The 17,946-nt window shown below is 31.4% G+C and carries 23 protein-coding genes; 10 read left to right on the forward strand and 13 right to left on the reverse strand.

Annotated elements, in window-relative coordinates:
• Nucleotides 1-32: 32 nt before the first annotated feature.
• From atpE to RSE15_RS07885, 9 genes are all read right to left on the reverse strand, one after another.
• On the reverse strand, nucleotides 33-233 hold the full coding sequence (atpE, locus tag RSE15_RS07845; RefSeq protein WP_026717725.1) for an ATP synthase F0 subunit C: 201 nt from the start codon (nucleotides 231-233) through the stop codon (nucleotides 33-35).
• A gap of 41 nt (nucleotides 234-274) precedes the next feature.
• The gene (gene atpB, locus RSE15_RS07850) at nucleotides 275-1,351 is read right to left on the reverse strand and encodes a F0F1 ATP synthase subunit A (protein WP_416380755.1); all 1,077 of its coding nucleotides are present in this window, start codon (nucleotides 1,349-1,351) and stop codon (nucleotides 275-277) included.
• Between the two features lie 120 nt (nucleotides 1,352-1,471).
• On the reverse strand, nucleotides 1,472-1,876 hold the full coding sequence (locus RSE15_RS07855) for a DUF6168 family protein (RefSeq protein WP_324067277.1): 405 nt from the start codon (nucleotides 1,874-1,876) through the stop codon (nucleotides 1,472-1,474).
• Nucleotides 1,876-2,097, reverse strand: coding sequence for an AtpZ/AtpI family protein (locus tag RSE15_RS07860; RefSeq protein WP_324067279.1), 222 nt, complete (start codon nucleotides 2,095-2,097; stop codon nucleotides 1,876-1,878). Before RSE15_RS07860 ends, RSE15_RS07855 begins: the two co-directional genes overlap by 1 nt.
• A 58-nt stretch (nucleotides 2,098-2,155) precedes the next feature.
• On the reverse strand, nucleotides 2,156-2,509 hold the full coding sequence (locus tag RSE15_RS07865) for a bactofilin family protein (RefSeq protein WP_324067281.1): 354 nt from the start codon (nucleotides 2,507-2,509) through the stop codon (nucleotides 2,156-2,158).
• A 19-nt stretch (nucleotides 2,510-2,528) separates the two neighbouring features.
• Nucleotides 2,529-5,159 carry a type IX secretion system periplasmic lipoprotein PorW/SprE gene (locus RSE15_RS07870; RefSeq protein ID WP_324067283.1) on the reverse strand — a complete coding sequence of 877 codons (2,631 nt, stop codon included), beginning with the start codon at nucleotides 5,157-5,159 and terminating at the stop codon, nucleotides 2,529-2,531.
• A 106-nt stretch (nucleotides 5,160-5,265) separates the two neighbouring features.
• Nucleotides 5,266-5,931: an aspartate kinase gene (locus RSE15_RS07875; RefSeq protein WP_324067285.1), complete on the reverse strand. Its 666-nt coding sequence runs from the start codon at nucleotides 5,929-5,931 to the stop codon at nucleotides 5,266-5,268.
• Nucleotides 5,932-5,993: 62 nt separating this feature from the next.
• Nucleotides 5,994-6,353 carry a YraN family protein gene (locus RSE15_RS07880; protein WP_324067287.1) on the reverse strand — a complete coding sequence of 120 codons (360 nt, stop codon included), beginning with the start codon at nucleotides 6,351-6,353 and terminating at the stop codon, nucleotides 5,994-5,996.
• Between the two features lie 40 nt (nucleotides 6,354-6,393).
• Nucleotides 6,394-7,290, reverse strand: coding sequence for a S66 peptidase family protein (locus RSE15_RS07885; RefSeq protein WP_324067289.1), 897 nt, complete (start codon nucleotides 7,288-7,290; stop codon nucleotides 6,394-6,396).
• A 155-nt stretch (nucleotides 7,291-7,445) separates the two neighbouring features.
• On the opposite strand from RSE15_RS07885, the gene metG reads away from it, so the two are divergent.
• From metG to RSE15_RS07910, 5 genes are all read left to right on the forward strand, one after another.
• Nucleotides 7,446-9,503 (forward strand): methionine--tRNA ligase, encoded by a 2,058-nt coding sequence (gene metG / locus RSE15_RS07890; RefSeq protein ID WP_324067291.1) that lies wholly within the window; start codon nucleotides 7,446-7,448, stop codon nucleotides 9,501-9,503.
• 94 nt (nucleotides 9,504-9,597) lie between these two features.
• Entirely contained in the window at nucleotides 9,598-10,962 is a 1,365-nt protein-coding gene (locus RSE15_RS07895) for an AAA family ATPase (protein ID WP_416380756.1), read from the forward strand.
• Entirely contained in the window at nucleotides 10,963-11,643 is a 681-nt protein-coding gene (locus tag RSE15_RS07900) for an RloB family protein (RefSeq protein WP_324067294.1), read from the forward strand.
• Between the two features lie 3 nt (nucleotides 11,644-11,646).
• On the forward strand, nucleotides 11,647-12,333 hold the full coding sequence (locus tag RSE15_RS07905) for an HAD family hydrolase (protein ID WP_324067296.1): 687 nt from the start codon (nucleotides 11,647-11,649) through the stop codon (nucleotides 12,331-12,333).
• Nucleotides 12,330-12,953 carry a CatA-like O-acetyltransferase gene (locus RSE15_RS07910; protein ID WP_324067298.1) on the forward strand — a complete coding sequence of 208 codons (624 nt, stop codon included), beginning with the start codon at nucleotides 12,330-12,332 and terminating at the stop codon, nucleotides 12,951-12,953. The genes RSE15_RS07905 and RSE15_RS07910 overlap by 4 nt, the downstream gene beginning before the upstream one ends.
• Before the next feature lie 29 nt (nucleotides 12,954-12,982).
• Here RSE15_RS07910 and RSE15_RS07915 read toward each other — a convergent pair whose 3' ends face one another.
• The 4 genes from RSE15_RS07915 to RSE15_RS07930 all read right to left on the reverse strand — a co-directional run bounded on the left by RSE15_RS07915 (nucleotide 12,983) and on the right by RSE15_RS07930 (nucleotide 14,647).
• Entirely contained in the window at nucleotides 12,983-13,420 is a 438-nt protein-coding gene (locus RSE15_RS07915; RefSeq protein ID WP_324067300.1) for an HRDC domain-containing protein, read from the reverse strand.
• A 7-nt stretch (nucleotides 13,421-13,427) separates the two neighbouring features.
• On the reverse strand, nucleotides 13,428-13,751 hold the full coding sequence (locus RSE15_RS07920) for a single-stranded DNA-binding protein (protein WP_133608852.1): 324 nt from the start codon (nucleotides 13,749-13,751) through the stop codon (nucleotides 13,428-13,430).
• 136 nt (nucleotides 13,752-13,887) lie between these two features.
• Complete coding sequence (locus tag RSE15_RS07925) at nucleotides 13,888-14,208, reverse strand: single-stranded DNA-binding protein (RefSeq protein WP_324067302.1); 321 nt, start codon at nucleotides 14,206-14,208, stop codon at nucleotides 13,888-13,890.
• 70 nt (nucleotides 14,209-14,278) lie between these two features.
• Entirely contained in the window at nucleotides 14,279-14,647 is a 369-nt protein-coding gene (locus tag RSE15_RS07930; protein ID WP_008255617.1) for a four helix bundle protein, read from the reverse strand.
• A 190-nt stretch (nucleotides 14,648-14,837) separates the two neighbouring features.
• On the opposite strand from RSE15_RS07930, the gene RSE15_RS07935 reads away from it, so the two are divergent.
• From RSE15_RS07935 to RSE15_RS07955, 5 genes are read left to right on the forward strand one after another with little or no spacing between them, the layout of a single operon-like run.
• Nucleotides 14,838-15,335 (forward strand): DUF6265 family protein, encoded by a 498-nt coding sequence (locus tag RSE15_RS07935; RefSeq protein WP_324067304.1) that lies wholly within the window; start codon nucleotides 14,838-14,840, stop codon nucleotides 15,333-15,335.
• 3 nt (nucleotides 15,336-15,338) lie between these two features.
• Nucleotides 15,339-15,689, forward strand: coding sequence for a hypothetical protein (locus tag RSE15_RS07940; protein WP_324067305.1), 351 nt, complete (start codon nucleotides 15,339-15,341; stop codon nucleotides 15,687-15,689).
• A 47-nt stretch (nucleotides 15,690-15,736) separates the two neighbouring features.
• A complete protein-coding gene (locus RSE15_RS07945; RefSeq protein WP_324067308.1) occupies nucleotides 15,737-16,162 on the forward strand; it encodes a hypothetical protein in 426 nt (141 codons plus the stop codon).
• Entirely contained in the window at nucleotides 16,153-16,995 is an 843-nt protein-coding gene (locus tag RSE15_RS07950) for an SDR family oxidoreductase (protein WP_324067310.1), read from the forward strand. Before RSE15_RS07945 ends, RSE15_RS07950 begins: the two co-directional genes overlap by 10 nt.
• A gap of 2 nt (nucleotides 16,996-16,997) precedes the next feature.
• On the forward strand, nucleotides 16,998-17,921 hold the full coding sequence (locus tag RSE15_RS07955; protein ID WP_324067312.1) for a DMT family transporter: 924 nt from the start codon (nucleotides 16,998-17,000) through the stop codon (nucleotides 17,919-17,921).
• Nucleotides 17,922-17,946 lie beyond the last annotated feature (25 nt).

The raw sequence follows: 17,946 nt of genomic DNA on the forward strand, positions 1-17,946 counted from the left end.
ACAGCCAACCGCTGTAAGAAGTTTATCTTTAATTACTTTGCAATTAATGCAACTACAACAGCGAATAAAGCAACACCCTCGATAAGAGCAGCAGCAATAATCATTGCAGTTTGAATTTTACCAGCAACTTCTGGTTGTCTTGCCATAGCGTCCATAGCAGATCCACCAATTTTTCCAATACCGATTCCAGCTCCAATAACAGCTAATCCAGCACCGATTCCAGCTAATACCATAATAAAATATTTATATAGTTAATAATTAATAAAACTCAATTCTAGTGATAGTCGTGCTCTTCAACAGCCTGACCAATAAATAATGCAGATAACAAAGTAAATACATACGCTTGTAAAGCAGCAACTAACATTTCTAAAACACTCATAAACAATACGAAAGCACCTGAAACCGGAGCAATTGCAACTGTTTTGAATATATATATCAATGAAATTAAACTCAAAATAATAATGTGACCTGCAGTAATGTTAGCGAATAAACGAATCATTAATGCGAATGGTTTTGTAAACATCCCAATAATTTCAACTGGCCACATAATTGGATACAATGCTTTTGGCACTGGTGGTGCAAAAATGTGTCCCCAATATGCTTTGTTTGCACTTAAAGTTGTAATCAAAAATGTAATAAATGCCATTACAAAAGTAAAGTAAATATTTCCAGTTAAGTTAGAACTAAATGGGAAGAAAGGAATTAAACCAATTAAGTTATTAATCCAAATGAAGAAAAAGATAGTTAATAAATACGGCATGTATTTTCCATATTTCTTTTCTCCAATATTAGGAATTGCAATATCATCTCTAACAAAAATTACTAATGGTTCTAAGAAACCAGCTAATCCTTTTGGAGCCATGCTGTTCTTTTTATAAGAACGCGCAACTGTTATAAATAAAATTAAAAGAATGATAACAGACATTAACATTGAAAAAACATTCTTAGTGATTGAAAAATCTAAAGGACGTGCCCCAAAATTAAAAGCACTTTTATCTTCTTCTTTTAATGTTTCAAATTTGTCAGCATAAAAAATTACTTCATTATATCTTACAAATTTTTCTTTAGCTACATGATGACCTGTGTTATCATGATGAAATTCTGAAGCAGAAAAAATCTCTAATCCATTATCTGTCCATAAAATAATAGGTAATGGCAACGAAATTGCGTGACCATTCCAATCAGCTATATGAAACTCGTGAGCGTCTCCGATGTGCGAATTAATAAGTTCTGTAGCGCTAAACTCTTTATCAGCTGATTCTGAATGTCCTCCGCTTGCAGAAGCCATTAATGGTAAAATCAAAAATGATAATGAAAACAAAAATTGAATTGTGCGATTTGCTATTCTCATATACTTATACTAATAATAGTAAAATTTATTTCCTCTAAATTTTGTGCAAAGGTACATTATTAATTAAAAAATGAAAACATATTATTATAATTTTTAAAAAAAGTAATCAAATAATATAGTTTACTGATTATCATTCAAATTTGAACTATTAAGTAATGTAACTGAAAAAATTGTTTCTAAAAACAGATAAATAAAAAAAGGTATAAAAAACGATAAAACATCTGGCACCTTATCTGCTAAATTCGACTGTATAACTGGCGTAAGAAAATAAACCGAAAGTCCCATTTTAATAATACCAAATGCCAAAAAAGCATATCCTGTTTGAGGAAAAAAATATTTATTTACAATAACTAATAGAACATACGAAACTATAACCGTAAAAAAATGAAAAAAATAAATAGAAATTGTTGTTAATTTAAACTCCAAATGATTGAAAAAATTACTTAAAATAAATTCCTGACAAAAGTATAAAACAAAAGTCAAAGGAAGTAAAACCATTAAAAGTTTTGAGATTTTTTTTATCATTATTTATCTTTATTCAATTTATTAACTTGCTGAATTACATTATATAATGCTAAAAAAAGAGCTAACAATGAAACTATTATCGTTAATGTAGAACCTTCAATTTTATATTTTTCATCTAACCATTGTCCCAACATAACTCCAAAAAAAATAATCAATCCCATTTGAAATGGGATATTGATTAGTGCCAACCACTTGTTCGATTGTTTATTATTAGAATTCATTATTTAGTTTGAGTCCTCATTTAACTCATTTTTTTTATTTGATTCGTTGAATTCGAAATTAGGAATTTCTCATTTCACAACTCGCTTCAAATCGTGCGCCAGGCTCAACGGCTAATTTTCCAACGATTACTTCTCCAGTTATATGTGCTTTTGACTTTACATTTAACATACCTTCTGATTGTAATTTCCCTGAAAAAACACCTTCAACATCTATGCTTTTACATATTATATCACCTATTACCTCGCCAGTAGGACCTATAACAATTTTACCTTCTGAAGTAAAATTTCCAGTTAATTTCCCATCTAATCTAAAATCAGCTTGCGTTGTAATATTTCCTATAATAGTAGTTCCGTCAACAATTCTATTGGTTTTCCCTAATAAATGATCTTGATTTTTTACTTTTTCAAACATAATAGTAGGTATTTAATGTTTATTTATTTAACAAAATCCATTCTTCTAATTTCTTCTTCATTTGTATAATCTTGTAATCTTCTGTTGAAACAATATATACTTTATCTTTTACTTTATAATTTTTATGTAATTGCAACACTGCTAAGACTGAAATCGCTGCATCTTTGGTGTCGAAACCATGAATTACTAGAAAATTATCTGTAAGCGTATAAATATCTTCAGATGATTTTAAAGTCACAGCATTTGTATCTTTAATGTATTTCGCAATTTTATCGGAAAGGTTTTTAACCTCTTTATCGTACGGATATTTTTTAGGGAAAATGATTTTATAACTTGTTGGCGGCTCTAAACCAAAATTAAGCGCTTCTATGACTGGAATTCCCATTTGAAGTGTTTTCTCTGCTTCTTTTCCTTCGTCAACATTAGGATAAGTTAGAGCAACATAGTTTAATGCTTTTTTGTATTCTTCAACCCCTTTTAATCGGGCTTGAATTTTAGCTTTTAACATTTCAAATTTTGGCAACGATTCTTCTCCTGTAAATTTAAAGATTGCTTCATCAACCTCAACCAAAACTTCTCTAACTTGATTGTTTTCAAATTTTTTATACAAGGCATTAAACACCAATTCAGGATTTTCTGTATCGGTTACTTCAACTTCTGGATTCTTTATAATTTGTGCATAACGACTGTCTGGATATTGAGACAAAATGCGTTGTTTCATCTCAACAGCTTTTGACGGAGAAATCTGCTGATAAATTTTAAATAGATTATACATTGCCGGAAGTACTAAACGTTCTTCGGGTTGGTTTTTTAGCAATTGTTCTAAACGAGAAGCTGCTAATTCATTTTCTTTAAATTTTTCTTTGTAAATAAGTCCAAGTTGGTAATATGCGAAATTTCTATCTTTCGCCAAACTATCTAAAAGTGTTTGATTGGTTGGAATTTTGGATAAATAAAATTGAACATCATACTTAGGATTGGCTTCTTTTATACTGTCTAATTCATTTTGTTCAAGATTCAAACTATCATTTTCTACAGTATTTGCATTACCCGTAGTACTTGCAGAAAGTCTCCAATTATCGGATAATGGGCGTTTCCCCCATCTGTCTTTAAATTCTTTCTTTCCAAATTCTACCATCACTGGATTATAAAAGTAAAAATTATTTAATCCTTTATCTGGCTTCATACTGCCTGAAGTCAAATCTGGAGCAAATCCCATGTCAATCTCTGGCACATCTTTTTTGTCTAATGTGTTAATTTTGCCAGTCGCAGCAATATTATTCCCACTAGCATGAATATTGGCTTCTTTTTTTGCTTTTTCAGTAGCTAATTTGGCTTTGATTTCGTCTTCGATTTTTAATTTCGATATAAAACTTTCATAATATTCTTTTCTTTGTGACTCGTTCATTGCCACAACATTTAGAATACTATCGTTTTGTTGAGCTATAAACTCATATTTAATAACATCTTCTAAATTGGTTCTTTTTTTCTTGATTTTACGAAACTCTCTTGAACGATCATTCATGTTAACCAATGTACTATCGTAATAATTTCCTGCTTTTTTGTATTGGGCTTCTTTAAAATAAATTTCAGCAATATTTCGATAATTCGATGCTACTAAATATTTATCTTGAGAGCGCGATTTTATGGATTTATCATAGAAAGCTATAGCCTTATCATTTAGGTCTTGTTTATCATAAAATATACCCATTTGATGGTTCAATATATCTAAATATTCTCTATTTTCTCTGTCTTCTAAAAGTTTATGAAACTTTTCTGTAAAAGCTAAAGTATCCCCTTTTTTGTAATCAAATTGCAAGGCTTGTTTAGCATGGGACTGGATTACATATCTACGAGGCGATTTTCGGTTCATTTGAATTACTTCTTCAAATGAAGCATAAGCACTATCATTATACTGTAAAGTTTCATACAACTGACCTAATATAAAAGTATATCTAGCTTTTTCATCAGAATCATTCGTTGCTTCTTTTGCTATTTTTAAAGCTGCAATAGCAGTATCTTTAACCTGAATATTTAGATAAGCTTGTGCTAACATTGCGTTAGCATCTGCTAAATCTTGTCCTTGTATTTTATCGTCTTTTAAAAGTCTTTTCAAATTTTTAATTGCAATATCTTCATTGTCTAATCGGATATTAACTTTTTCGCGCCAAACCTTGGCATGATAAATTCTATCACTCAAAGGATATTTGTAAAGAATATAATTCAATGCTTCCAAAGAAGGAATGAAACGATTTTCATAGTATCGAGACTTAGCTAACAAAAGATAAGCTTCATCCATTTGCGGATTTTTCTCTGTTCCAGCTATATTCATGGAATGCTTTTGAATAGCTTTAACTGCTTTTTCTTCCGCTCGAGTAAAATTTTGATTCTTTGGTTGATCTGGCAAAGTTGATTCTTCTAAGCTAGAAGTTCGTTCCACCGGCAATACTTCCCAAAAGTTATCTTTATAGGTTAGTTTGAGCTCTTCAATCCCTTTATCTAAAGCTATATTGCCGTTATAAAGTACATTATATTCTGTAGTAACAGCGTGAAAATTACGGTTGATAAATCTATCTTTTTTGACAGAACAAGCTATCAAAAAAAAGAAAAAACCAACAACAAAAGAGTATTTAATTATAGTGCTTTTCAATGTAAAACGTTTTTGTACTTAAACTACTAAAATCACTTTTTAGTATGTATAGAATTGTAAAAATACGTTTCTTTTTTTGATGTGAAAAAAAATTGACAACTTTTTGTTAATCAAACACGTTTTTAAGGTCTTTTATCACCTTAAAAGCAACATCAATTTGATCATCACTTACAATAATTGTAAATTCATTAGTTGTAGAAATAACTTCATGAATAATTATTCCTTCCCAAGCTAATTTTTGAAAAATATAATAATAAATTCCTGGTGTTGAAATATTTTCTTGCGGCAATTTTACAGTGATTGAAGAAAGGTTTTCAATTTTATGTGTTAACTTTTCATTTTTAAAAATAGCCTCTATAAGTAATTCAACAGATGTGCTAATTACAATATTTGTTTCGTTAACCCCACGAGATGATGTATAAAAAATATCTTGTTGCTTGTTGATTTCTGAAATTAATTTAGCTTGATTTTCTAATAATGTGTCTGAAATCACATAAGTAAAATCCGTAAGAGAAGATCGCACAGTGATTTCACCAATATTCTTTAATACTTTAGAGATTTTATAATTGATTTTAAAATCCAATTCTTCTGAAAGTCTTTTTAACGACATTACTACTGCGCCTTGTTTTATATCTTTACCTAAATGTGCTTCTAATTCTGGCATCATAATACGCGCTAAAGAAGTCAAATTGATAATGCCTTGAGAGAGTGAACTCAATAAAAAAGGTTTCGATTTAATATATTGCTCTACTACTGAAGATATTGTTTTCATTTTTAATATAGTGACGTATGTTGTTGGTGCAAAGATAAAAACAATTTGTTATAAATATAACATTAAAAATAATAAAAAGCCTCTTCAATATGTTCAACAAGAAATTCTTGTTTCTCTTTATGTATGGCTATAATATCAAATCGAACTTCTACCTCTAAATCACGTTGAGTAACATATTCATTTATAGCTTTTACCAATAATTGAATTTTTTTAGGTTTAACAAATTCCTGTGGTAATCCAAAATCTATACTTGAACGCGTTTTTACTTCTACAACTGCTAAAATATTTTCTTTTTGAGCAATAATATCTATTTCGGCTTTATCAAAAGTCCAATTGGTTTCCAAAATTTCATAGCCGTTATTTTCTAAGAAATCCACAGCTAAGTCTTCTCCGAATTTACCTAAATCGTTGTGTTCTGCCATTTTTCAATGTGTCAATTTTCAATGTGTCGATATGTGAATTTTAATGAAATTGAAGTTTTACTTCTTTTTCGTTCACTTCAAAATCAACTTGTTTTCCGAGAATTAAAGTTCGATTATCTTTTTGATGTCCGGCTGGGAATTCGAAAGCAATAGGGATGTTGTGTTCTTTTGCAATTTCAGTAATAATTTGCACTTCGTTTTGTCCAAACGGAATTTCGTTATCGTGCATGTCGGCCATACTTCCAACTATAATTCCCTTGACATTTTCGAAATAACCATTGCGTTTTAAATTGTACATCATTCTATCAATGTGGTACAAATATTCATCTAAATCTTCAATAAAGAGAATTTTACCTTTGGTATCAATCGAGGATTTTGAACCTAATAAACTATATAAAATCGAAATGTTTCCACCAACTAATTCTCCCGAAACTTTTCCTTTTACATCATATGGTTTTGATGGAACAGTATATGAAATAGTTTCTCCAAAAAGTGCTTTTCGCAAGGTTTCTTTAACTTCTTCAGGTGCTTTTGGAACCGTAAATGGCATTATAGAATGAAAAGTTGCAACGCGTTCCACGTTTAATTGACTATGTAAAACCGTTACATCGGAAAATCCCATAATCCATTTGGGATGCTTTTTGAATTTGGTAAAATCTAATGAATCTATAATTCGAACAGTACCATAACCCCCACGAGCGCACCAAATCGCTTTGACATTGTCGTCATCCATCATTTCTTGAAAATCGGCAATTCTTTCGGCATCAGTTCCGCCAAGTTGACAACTATCTAAACCTATGGTTTTGCCTAATTTGACTTTCAATCCCCAAGATTCTAATAATTCAATAGCAGGTTTTGCATCTTCTGGAAAAAATTTACGAGCGGTACAAACAATAGCAATTGTATCGCCTTTTTTTAGATAAGGTGGAATTTTCATTTTCTTTTGTGAATGAGAAAAGTTTGAAATTAAAATAAGTACTAAAATAAATCTATACATCGTCAGATTTTATTAACTCAAAAGTAAACAAAATCCAATTAAAATTCGGGATTTCATCACTAATCGATTATTTTTGCATCAAATTTTATGATGATATGTTAGAAAATCCGAAAAGATATACGATTACAGCGGCTTTACCTTATACGAATGGACCGATTCATATTGGACATTTAGCAGGTGTTTATGTTCCTTCTGATATTTATGCAAGATATTTGCGTTTGCAAGGAAAAGATGTAGCTTTCATTTGCGGAAGCGACGAGCACGGTGTGGCGATTTCAATGAAAGCGAAAAAAGAAGGTATTACGCCCCAACAAGTAATTGATAAATATGACGGAATTATTCGTCAATCGTTTTTAGATTTCGGAATTTCTTTTGATAATTATTCGAGAACTTCTTCGGAAATTCATCATAAAACAGCTTCGGAATTTTTCAAAAAATTATACGATAACGGAGATTTCATCGAAGAAACTACCGAACAATTATACGATGCAAAAGCGGATCAATTCTTAGCAGACCGTTTTGTAACAGGAACTTGTCCAAAGTGTGACAACCCTGAAGCTTACGGAGATCAATGTGAAAAATGTGGTTCGACTTTAAACGCAACCGATTTAATTAATCCAAAATCAACCATTACAGGAGAAACTCCGATTTTAAAATCAACCAAACACTGGTTTTTACCTTTAAATCGTTACGAATCGTTCTTAAGAGAATGGATTTTAGAAGGTCACAAAAACGATTGGAAACCAAATGTTTACGGACAAGTAAAATCTTGGGTTGATGGTGGTTTAGAACCCAGAGCCGTAACGCGTGATTTGGATTGGGGAATAGATGTTCCAGTAGAAGGAGCGGAAGGAAAAAAATTATACGTTTGGTTTGATGCGCCAATTGGTTACATTTCATCTACTAAAGAATGGGCAGCTCGCGAAGGAAAAGATTGGGAACCTTATTGGAAAGATGGCGATACAAAATTGGTTCACTTCATTGGAAAAGATAATATCGTTTTCCATTGCATCATTTTCCCAGCGATGTTAAAAGCAGAAGGAAGCTACATTTTACCAGATAATGTTCCAGCAAATGAATTTTTGAATTTGGAAGGAAACAAATTGTCAACTTCTAAAAACTGGGCGGTTTGGTTACACGAATATTTACAAGATTTCCCAGAAAAACAAGATTCGTTGCGTTATGCGTTAACTGCAAATGCACCTGAAACCAAAGACAACGACTTTACTTGGAAAGATTTTCAAGCGAGAAATAATAATGAATTAGCGGCGATTTTTGGAAATTTCATCAATCGTGTGGTCGTCTTAACTAATAAATATTACAACGGAATTGTTCCTGCTCCAAACGAATTTTCTGAAGTTGACGAGCAAACATTAGCCGAGTTAAAAGCGTATCCAGCCGTAATTTCAAGTTCAATCGAGCGTTACAGATTTAGAGAAGCGTTAGGTGAATTAATGAACGTAGCGCGTTTAGGAAATAAATATTTAGCGGATGAGGAACCATGGAAAATGGTAAAAGAAAATCCAGCAAGAGTGCAAACTCAAATGTATGTGGCATTACAAATTGCTTCTGCTTTAGCGGTATTATCGGAACCGTTTTTACCATTTACCGCTAAAAAATTATCGAATATTTTAAAAATCGATACATTAGGTTGGAACGATGTAACGACTAAAACAGATTTATTGCCAGCAGGACATCAAATTGGTCAAGCTGAAATTTTGTTTGCCCAAATTGAAGATTCCGAAATCCAAAAACAATTAGACAAATTAGAAGCAACTAAAACCGCCAATAAAGTGGAAAACGCAAAAGCTGAACCACAAAAAGAAACAGCTTCGTTTGAAGATTTTGCCAAAATAGATTTACGAATTGGAACCATCATCGAAGCAGAAAAAATGCCAAAAGCCAACAAACTTTTAGTTTTAAAAGTAGATACTGGAATTGATGTAAGGACTATTGTTTCTGGCATTGCAGAGCATTTTACACCGGAAGAAGTTGTTGGAAAACGCGTAACCGTTTTAGTAAACTTAGCACCAAGAGCTTTACGTGGTGTAGAAAGCGAAGGTATGTTGTTATTAACGAACAACGCCGAAGGTAAATTAGTTTTCGTAAACCCAGATGCGGAAGGTGTGATTAATGGTGCGATGATTAGTTAATTTTACGATAAAATCGATTTTTTTATTTGTTTAAACAGATAAATTACGTTTATTTGTCTAATAATTTATTTTTTAACGAAAAAATCGTAAAAATATGCTTATTCGTTTTATTGTTAGTAACTTCATGTCCTTTAAAGAAGAGACAGAATTCAACATGTTAAAGAGTAAAGGTAACGGTTCAAGAAAGCTTATTGAACATGTTATTGAAACAAAATCTAATGTCAAAGTTTTAAAAACAGCAGCTATATATGGCGCAAATGCAGCTGGGAAAAGCAATTTAATAAAAGCTATTTCCTTTTTAAAGTCTCTTGTTGTAAGTGATGTAGAACTATTAGTTCCTCAAAGCAAGAGATTTAGATTAGATGAAAAATATATAAATAAATCTTCAACATTTAGGATAGAATTTGAATTTGACGATCAACATTTTGATTATGCTGTTGAAATTTACAAAGGAAAAATTGTAGATGAATGGTTGTATTTAATCAATTCTATCAATAATGAAAAAGAAGAACTATTATATAGAAGAGAAAATCGCAATGTAACTTTCGGAGATTATTTTCAAAAGTCATCTGACTTAATTTACGCTGAAAAATTCTTAAAAAAAGAACTAAGAGACACACAAACTGTTTTAAATGCCTGCTATAATGTTTTTGATGAAAACAAAATTCTAGATAAAGCTTTTAATTCATTTGAAAAAATCAAAATTTTTAACCCAGATACGATTGATTTTGATTATGCCTCAGATATTCTGATGAATCAGAAATCAAATTTATTCACCAAAAGATTACTCTTAGAAAGCAAAACAGGAATTGAAGATTTAGTCTCAGAAAAAACAAAAGCCGATTTGTTTTTTGGATATGACGATAACGATTTGAAAAATGAATTAATTGATATTTTAGAAAATAATAATCCTGAAAATTCAGATGATAAGTTAAGACCAGTTGTTCATTTCGTTAGAAAAGGTAGTTATAATGCCTTTATTAAGGAAAATAACGAGTATTTTGTTTTAATCCTTAAAACAAAACATTTTAACTCAAATAGTTTATTTGATCTTGATGAAGAATCTGATGGCACTAATAGATTATTCGAACTATCACCTGTCTTTGAACAATTAATACATGAAGGTAATATTGTTTACTTAATAGATGAATTAGAAAGAAGTATGCACCCACTTTTAGCAAAAGAGTTGCTAAAAATGTTTTCATCATCAAAAACGAATAAAAGTCAACTAATATTCACAACTCATGAAAGTCATTTATTAGATGACGAATTTTTAAGAAGAGATGAAATATGGTTTACGGAGAAAAAGACAGATGGCAGTACTGAATTTTACCCATTAAGTAACTTTAATCCAAGGGGAGATAAAGTATTAGAAAGAGGTTATTTACAAGGAAGATATGGAGGAATTCCATTTTTAGGAGATTTTTCAAAATTAGTTACAGAAGAAATTCAGTACTAAATGGAAAGAAAGAAATTTAAAATCGATGATTATAACAAAAGGGAGCCCTTTAAAGATGCTACCAAATTTTTTGTTGTATATGAAGGAGAAAAGGAGTTGAATTATTTTCAACTTTTCAACTATTTATTTTTACCTCCAGAAAAAGCAAGTATTATTCATGTATTAGAAAAAGACACTATAGTTGGTTCTCAACCCAAAAAATTAATTGAGAGAGCAGATTTCTTTATAAAAAACCCTCCAAAAGATATTTCCGTTACTCCTAGTGAAGATGATAAGTTTAGATTTGTTTTAGATGTAGATCAGCATCCTGCAGATCAATTTAATGAGCTTTATGAATATTGCAACAAATTAAATGATGCAAACTTATATATAAGCAATATTTGTTTTGAAGTTTGGTTATATTTTCACTTGGATAAAAGAGAGAAAATATTAAGTAATAGTAGCTCCGAAATGAAAACAGAATTAGGAGCAAAACATACTGAGTTAAAAATAAAAAATTATCCGAGAGGTTATTTAACATCTGAAAGAATAAAAAAAGCAATTGAAGAAGCAGAAAATGCTGATAATGATAAAACTAATTTTTTTCCAATCAAAAACTCTTCAAAAGTATATCTACTGATGCAAGAACTACTAAAACATTCTATTCTAAATGAAGACGTAAACAACCCTGAAACATTATAAAATATGAACCCAAAAATAATCGCTTTCGACGCCGACGATACTTTATGGCACAACGAACCTTATTTCGATGAGGCACAAGAACGCTTTTGTGTTTTGTTTCAAGATTATGCTTCAAGTCAGGAAATTTTGGGATTGATATTGAATCATCAGGTTAAAAATTTGCCTTTGTATGGTTTCGGAATTAAAGCGTTTACCTTGTCGATGATTGAAACTGCTTTACAATTGACGAATCATAAAATTTCGGGAAAAGGAATTGAGCAAATTTTAGCTATTGGGAAAGATTTACTGCAAAAACCTGTCGAATTATTACCGAATGTAACTGAAGTTTTAGAACAATTAAAAGGAAGTCATAAATTAATTGTAGCTACAAAAGGTGATTTAAAAGATCAACATAGAAAATTACACGATTCTGGAATTGGCGCTTACTTTCATCATATCGAAGTCATGAGCGACAAAGCCGAATTGGATTATGAAAAAATGTTAGGTCGATTGGATTGTAAAGCGCAAGATTTTCTAATGATTGGAAATTCATTAAAATCAGACGTTTTACCAGTTTTAAATATTGGCGGACATGCGATTCACATTCCGTATCACACCACTTGGGAATACGAGAAAATTGATTTTGAAATTGAACACGATAATTTCAAATCGTTTACCAATATTACTGAAATCTTACCCTTACTAAAATGAAGCAGAAAATAGACATCTCTACTTGGAATCGAAAAGAACATTTTGAATTTTTCTGTACTTTCGAAGAACCATTTTTTGGGATTACCACACCAATCGATATGACTATTGCTTATGAAAAGGCAAAAGCTATGCAAATTCCGTTTTTTGTTTATTATTTACACAAAACGATTGCTGCTGTAAACCAAGTGGAAAATTTCAGGTATCGAATTGAAGGAAATGATGTGATGCTTTATGACGTAATTGACGCTTCATCAACCATTATGCGCGATGATAAAACATTTGGTTTTTCGTTTATGAAATTTCATTCCGATATTCACGAATTTGCTAAAATCGTCCAAACGGAAATCGAAAGAATTCAAATTACACCTGGACTATTTACAAGAGAATTTTCCGAAAATATTATTCATTTTTCTGCTATTCCTTGGATTAATTATACAGGTTTAACCCATTCAAGAAGTTATACTTTGCACGATAGTTGCCCAAAAGTTTCTTTTGGAAAGTTAAATACAGAAAACGGAAAAAAATCAATGTCTTTAGCTGTAATGGCGCATCACGGTTTAGTTGACGGCTATCATATGGGATTATTTGTAGAAGCTTTACAAACAGAATTAAATAAATAAACCACCGACAAAAGTCGATGGTTTACCCATTAAACAGCATTCAAAATTGCTAAAATATCTTCTCCAAATCGTTCCGATTTTTGTTTTCCGAAACCTTTAATTTGTTGTAATTCATCTAAGTTGCTTGGCTTGTATAGCGCTAAATCGATTAATTCTGAATTGAGACAAATCATGTATTTTTTCAGTTTCAAAGCTTCCGATTTTTCGTTTCTCCACTGATTCAAATAACCATAAACTTTTTTGTCTTTCGGATTCAAATCTTCGTAAGATTTTCGCTCTAATCGTTCTGGTTTTTCTTGTTCCTCTGATTCGTAATGAACAATTACCGACCAATGTGCTTCTTCACTTTCAACAAATTGTGTGCTCGATTTTTTAAACGTAACCGAATTTAAAAAAGCATTCAATTGTTGTTGATCGTACTCTAAAAATGCGTTATCCAAACGGATTGAAAATACTTTAACTTGCATAACATCCTTATTTACCGATTAACAAAATTTCGTTTGCAACAACTTCGGTAACAAAACGTTTGTTTCCGTCTTTGTCGTCGTAACTTCTGTGTGTTAATTTGCCTTCGATAGCAATTTCTTTGCCTTTGGTTACAAATCGTTCGATAATATCAGCCGTTTTGCCCCAAGCGGTTACACGGTGCCATTGCGTTTGTTCTACTTTGTCACCGTTGTCTTTGTAATACACTTCGTTTGTTGCGATGCTGATGTTTGCTAATTTTTTTCCTCCTTCTAGGTTTTTGATTTCTGGTTCTTGACCAACGTGTCCGATTAATTGTACTGAGTTTTTCATAAGGCTTATATATTTGTTTTTAAGTGTTTTATATAATTCGCATTTCTCTAAGTTTTAGCCTAAGGAAAATGCTCATTTCATGGCGAATAAATATTTAATGTTTGTGTTTATAAAATAATTTTGAACTTGAGATTGCTTACTTGTTTAATAAAACTAATTCATTCGCAACTACTTCTGTGATGTAACGTTTGTTTCCGTCTTTGTCGTCGTAGCTTCTGTGAGTTAATTTACCTTCGATGGCTACATAGCTTCCTTTGGTTACTAATTTTTCGATGATGTCAACAGTTTTTCCCCAAGCGGAAACGCGGTGCCATTCGGTTTGTTCTACTTTTTCACCTTTGGCGTTTGTGTAATTTTCATTCGTAGCGATAGTGAAGTTTGCTACTCTTCCAGATTCTAAGTTTTTGATTTCTGGTTCTTGACCTACATGTCCGATTAATTGTACTCTGTTTTTCATGGCGTATAAATATTAATAATTATGTTACTTTTTAGTCGCAGTCGCAGTGTTCAGTCACAGGTGTTTAATTTTATAATTTACAACCAAATCTTGTTGGATTTAAAATCATATAATTAATTAATTTACCAATTTCTTCGGATTTTACAACCATATCAATATGCTGTTCCTTTGATAAATAATTACATTCTAAAGCAAAATCTAACCAAACGGAAGTTTCAGAATTTTCACCATCTGAATCAGTAAGCTTACTTATAAAATGATTTATATATCTTCTCTTTCTGTAAGCTTCCGCAATATTGGCACATACACTTCTTGATGATCTTCTAACTTGATCTGTTAATGCGTATTTTTCTTCTTTTGGAAATGAATCAGATACTTTTTTAATTTCCATAGCTAATGAAAAAGCTTTTTGATAGGCTAATAATTCTTTGAAATCCATTCTGTTAATTTTTCTGAAAACTGTGACTGAAAACTGCGACTAATAATTCGTTCATTTCGACAGTGCAAAGATGTGGCTAGAAAAAAACGTTATTCGGTAATTAGCTATTTAATATCGGTTGTAAATATTTGTAAGCGTTTGTAAATGGAAATTATTTTTGTATATTCGCTTTAACTATAAGACTTTACAGATGAAAAAATCACTCTTCCAAAAAAGTATTTATTTTTTACTTTTTATTTGTTCGTTTAGCGCATTTGCACAAAACACTCTGAATTATAACGATGAAAAAGGATCGCCAAAAGCTACTTTACAAGATGTAAAATGGATTGTAGGCAATTGGACAGGCGAAGCTTTAGGTGGCATTTGTCAAGAAACTTGGAGCGAACCGATTGGAAATTCGATGATGTTTAGCTTCAAACTAGTAGTCGATGGAAAAGTCGCTTTCTATGAATTGGGACACATTATTGAAAAAGACAAAACGCTGTTGTTACAACTAAAACACTTTGATGGCGAATTAAAAGGCTGGGAAAAAGCGGAAGTAAGCGAGGATTTTAGATTGGTAAAAATCACTCCAACACAGGTGTATTTCGATAAATTTACGTTTGAGAAAATTTCGGATAACGAAATCAATATTTACGTAGTTTTTGAAGATAGTGGTAAAGAAATGAAGTTTAATTTTAAGAAGTAAACTATGAGTAAAACCTGTTTAGAATGTGGCGATAAAATCATTGGTCGCGAAGACAAAAAGTTTTGTTCGGATGGTTGCCGCAATGCTTACAACAACAAAATAAACAAAGATCAGAACAATCTGATGCGCAACATTAACAACAAATTGCGTAAAAATTATCGCATTTTGTGTGAACTCAACCCAGAAGACAAAGGAAAAACCACCAAAACCAAATTGCTAAGCAAAGGTTTCGATTTTGAGTTTTTTACAAGTATGTTGCAAACCAAAACTGGCAACACTTATTTCTTTTTGTACGACCAAGGATATCGTGCTTTGGAAGATGATTTTTATATGTTGGTGAAGAAAGATAGTTAGGAAGATAGATGAAAGAAGAAAGAGAAAAGAAAAGTTATTCAACTTTTTTGAAAGAAAATGAGGGGAAGATTGTTTTCCTCCTAATTATATTGTTCTTCATATTTATTATGATTTTTTCAAAATTTAAAAAAGAAGAATATAATAATAAAATCAAAAATTATAATGATAAAACAATTGGCATAACTAGCAGTATTAAGAATCATGGAAAAACAAGCGATTTGAGATATTACTTTTATTATAAAAATCAAAGATTTGTTTCTGAATCAAATGAAAATAATTTTAGTGAGAAAGATTTAAAAAAGTTTTTCAATGTCGTTTTTGATAAAAAAAATCCGGAAAATAGCCACATTTATTTAAACGAAGAAATTCAACCAGATTCAATAGCTTTAACTAAAGCTGGCTTTAAATATGTTACTTATTACGATTACGACATTCCAACAAATACCTACATAAAAAAACACAAATGGGAATAAAAATCTCCATACTCGGCTGTGGCTGGCTTGGTTTACCATTAGCCAAATCATTGCTTGCAAAAGGTTACGTAGTAAAAGGTTCTACGACTTCGGAAAGTAAGTTAGACCTGTTGAAAAACGCTGGAATTTTGTCTTTCCAAATTCAATTGGAAGAACATCAAATCATTGGAAATATAGAAGAATTTCTGAAAGAAACCGATGTTTTAGTGATTGATATTCCACCAGGGTTGAGAAGGGAAATTTCGACTTCCAACGAAATGACATTCGTAAATAAAGTAAAAACATTGATTCCGTTTATTGAAAAATCGGGCATTCAGAAAGTTATTTTTGTAAGTTCAACTTCCGTTTATGGTGATGGTTTTCCAATTGTTGAAATTACGGAAGAAACAAAACCAAATCCCGATACCGAAAGCGGAAAACAATTAGCAATTACAGAAACTCTTTTGCAATCAAATTCACATTTTAAAACTACTGTAATTCGTTTTGGTGGTTTGCTGGGAGACAATCGTCATCCTATAAAATTTTTGGCAGGAAGAACCAATGTTGAAAATCCAGATGCGCCAGTGAATATGATTGAAAGAGAAGATTGCATTGGAATTATTGAAAAGATACTGAAATATTCCGAAACTTCGGAACAGCATGACAATTGGGGAGAAACCTTCAACGCTGTCGCACCTCAGCATCCAACACGTAAAGCATATTATCATAAAAAAGCTGAAATATTCAATTTGCCATTGCCTACCTTTGCGGAAGATTCAGAATCGAAAGGCAAAATTATTTCTAGTGAAAAAGTAGAAACGATTTTAGGCTATTCGTTCCAAAAAGAAATTTAGTAATGGCGTATTTTAGCGTGTTTCACAATTACATCCAACAAAAGAAAAATGCGATTGGCTTGCCCATTTTAGCATTAATTTGGACTAGCTTTTTCTGGGGAACCACTTGGATTGCTTCCAAAGAAGGTATCAAACACATGCCTCCGATGCAATTGGTAGCACTGCGTCAACTTTTTGGTGGATTATTGTACTTACTTTATTTCTTAATCAAAAAACATCCTTGGCCAAATAAACGTCAATGGAGAAATATTTTCGTTTTGAGTGTCTTAAATTTCATGCTAAGTAACGGCTTGAGTACTTGGGGCGTGAAATATATTTCGAGTGGTTTGGGAGCGATTATTGGTTCTGTTTTTCCACTTTGGATTGTCATTATCAGTTTGTTTCGAGGTCAAAAAACTTCTTGGAAAGCAGTGGTGGGAATGATTGTTGCGTTTGCTGGTATTTGCGTGATTTTCTACGATTACCTCAACGATTTCTTACGACCTGAATTCCGATTTGGGATTTTACTTTCTGTAATTGCTACGTTTACTTGGGCGTTATCATCTCTATATATTAAAGAAAACAAGACCAATTTTAATCCGTATTTTAGTTTGGGATTGCAAATGTTGATATCGAGTATTGTGATTTCGAGCGTCATTGAATTTAATGGCACTTCAGTTCCGTTGAGTGAAATTCCTGCTATTTCTTGGTGGTCGATTGCTTATTTGGCTATTGTAGGTTCGGTGTTGACGTTTATTGCTTTTATTTATACTTTGGAAAACTTACCAACTGAAATCAGCAGTTTGTATGCATACATTAATCCGATGGTGGCGTTGTTTTTTGGCTATTTGTTGTTTAATGAACCTTTAACTCCTGCAATTGTCATTGGCGGAACAATAACCATTATTGGACTTTATTTAGTGAATCGAGCGATTAAGAAAAAATAAATTTAGCCACAGATTAAAGAATTTT

Origin of the sequence: Flavobacterium sp. (genome assembly GCF_035195345.1) — a bacterium.
Lineage (GTDB): Bacteria > Bacteroidota > Bacteroidia > Flavobacteriales > Flavobacteriaceae > Flavobacterium.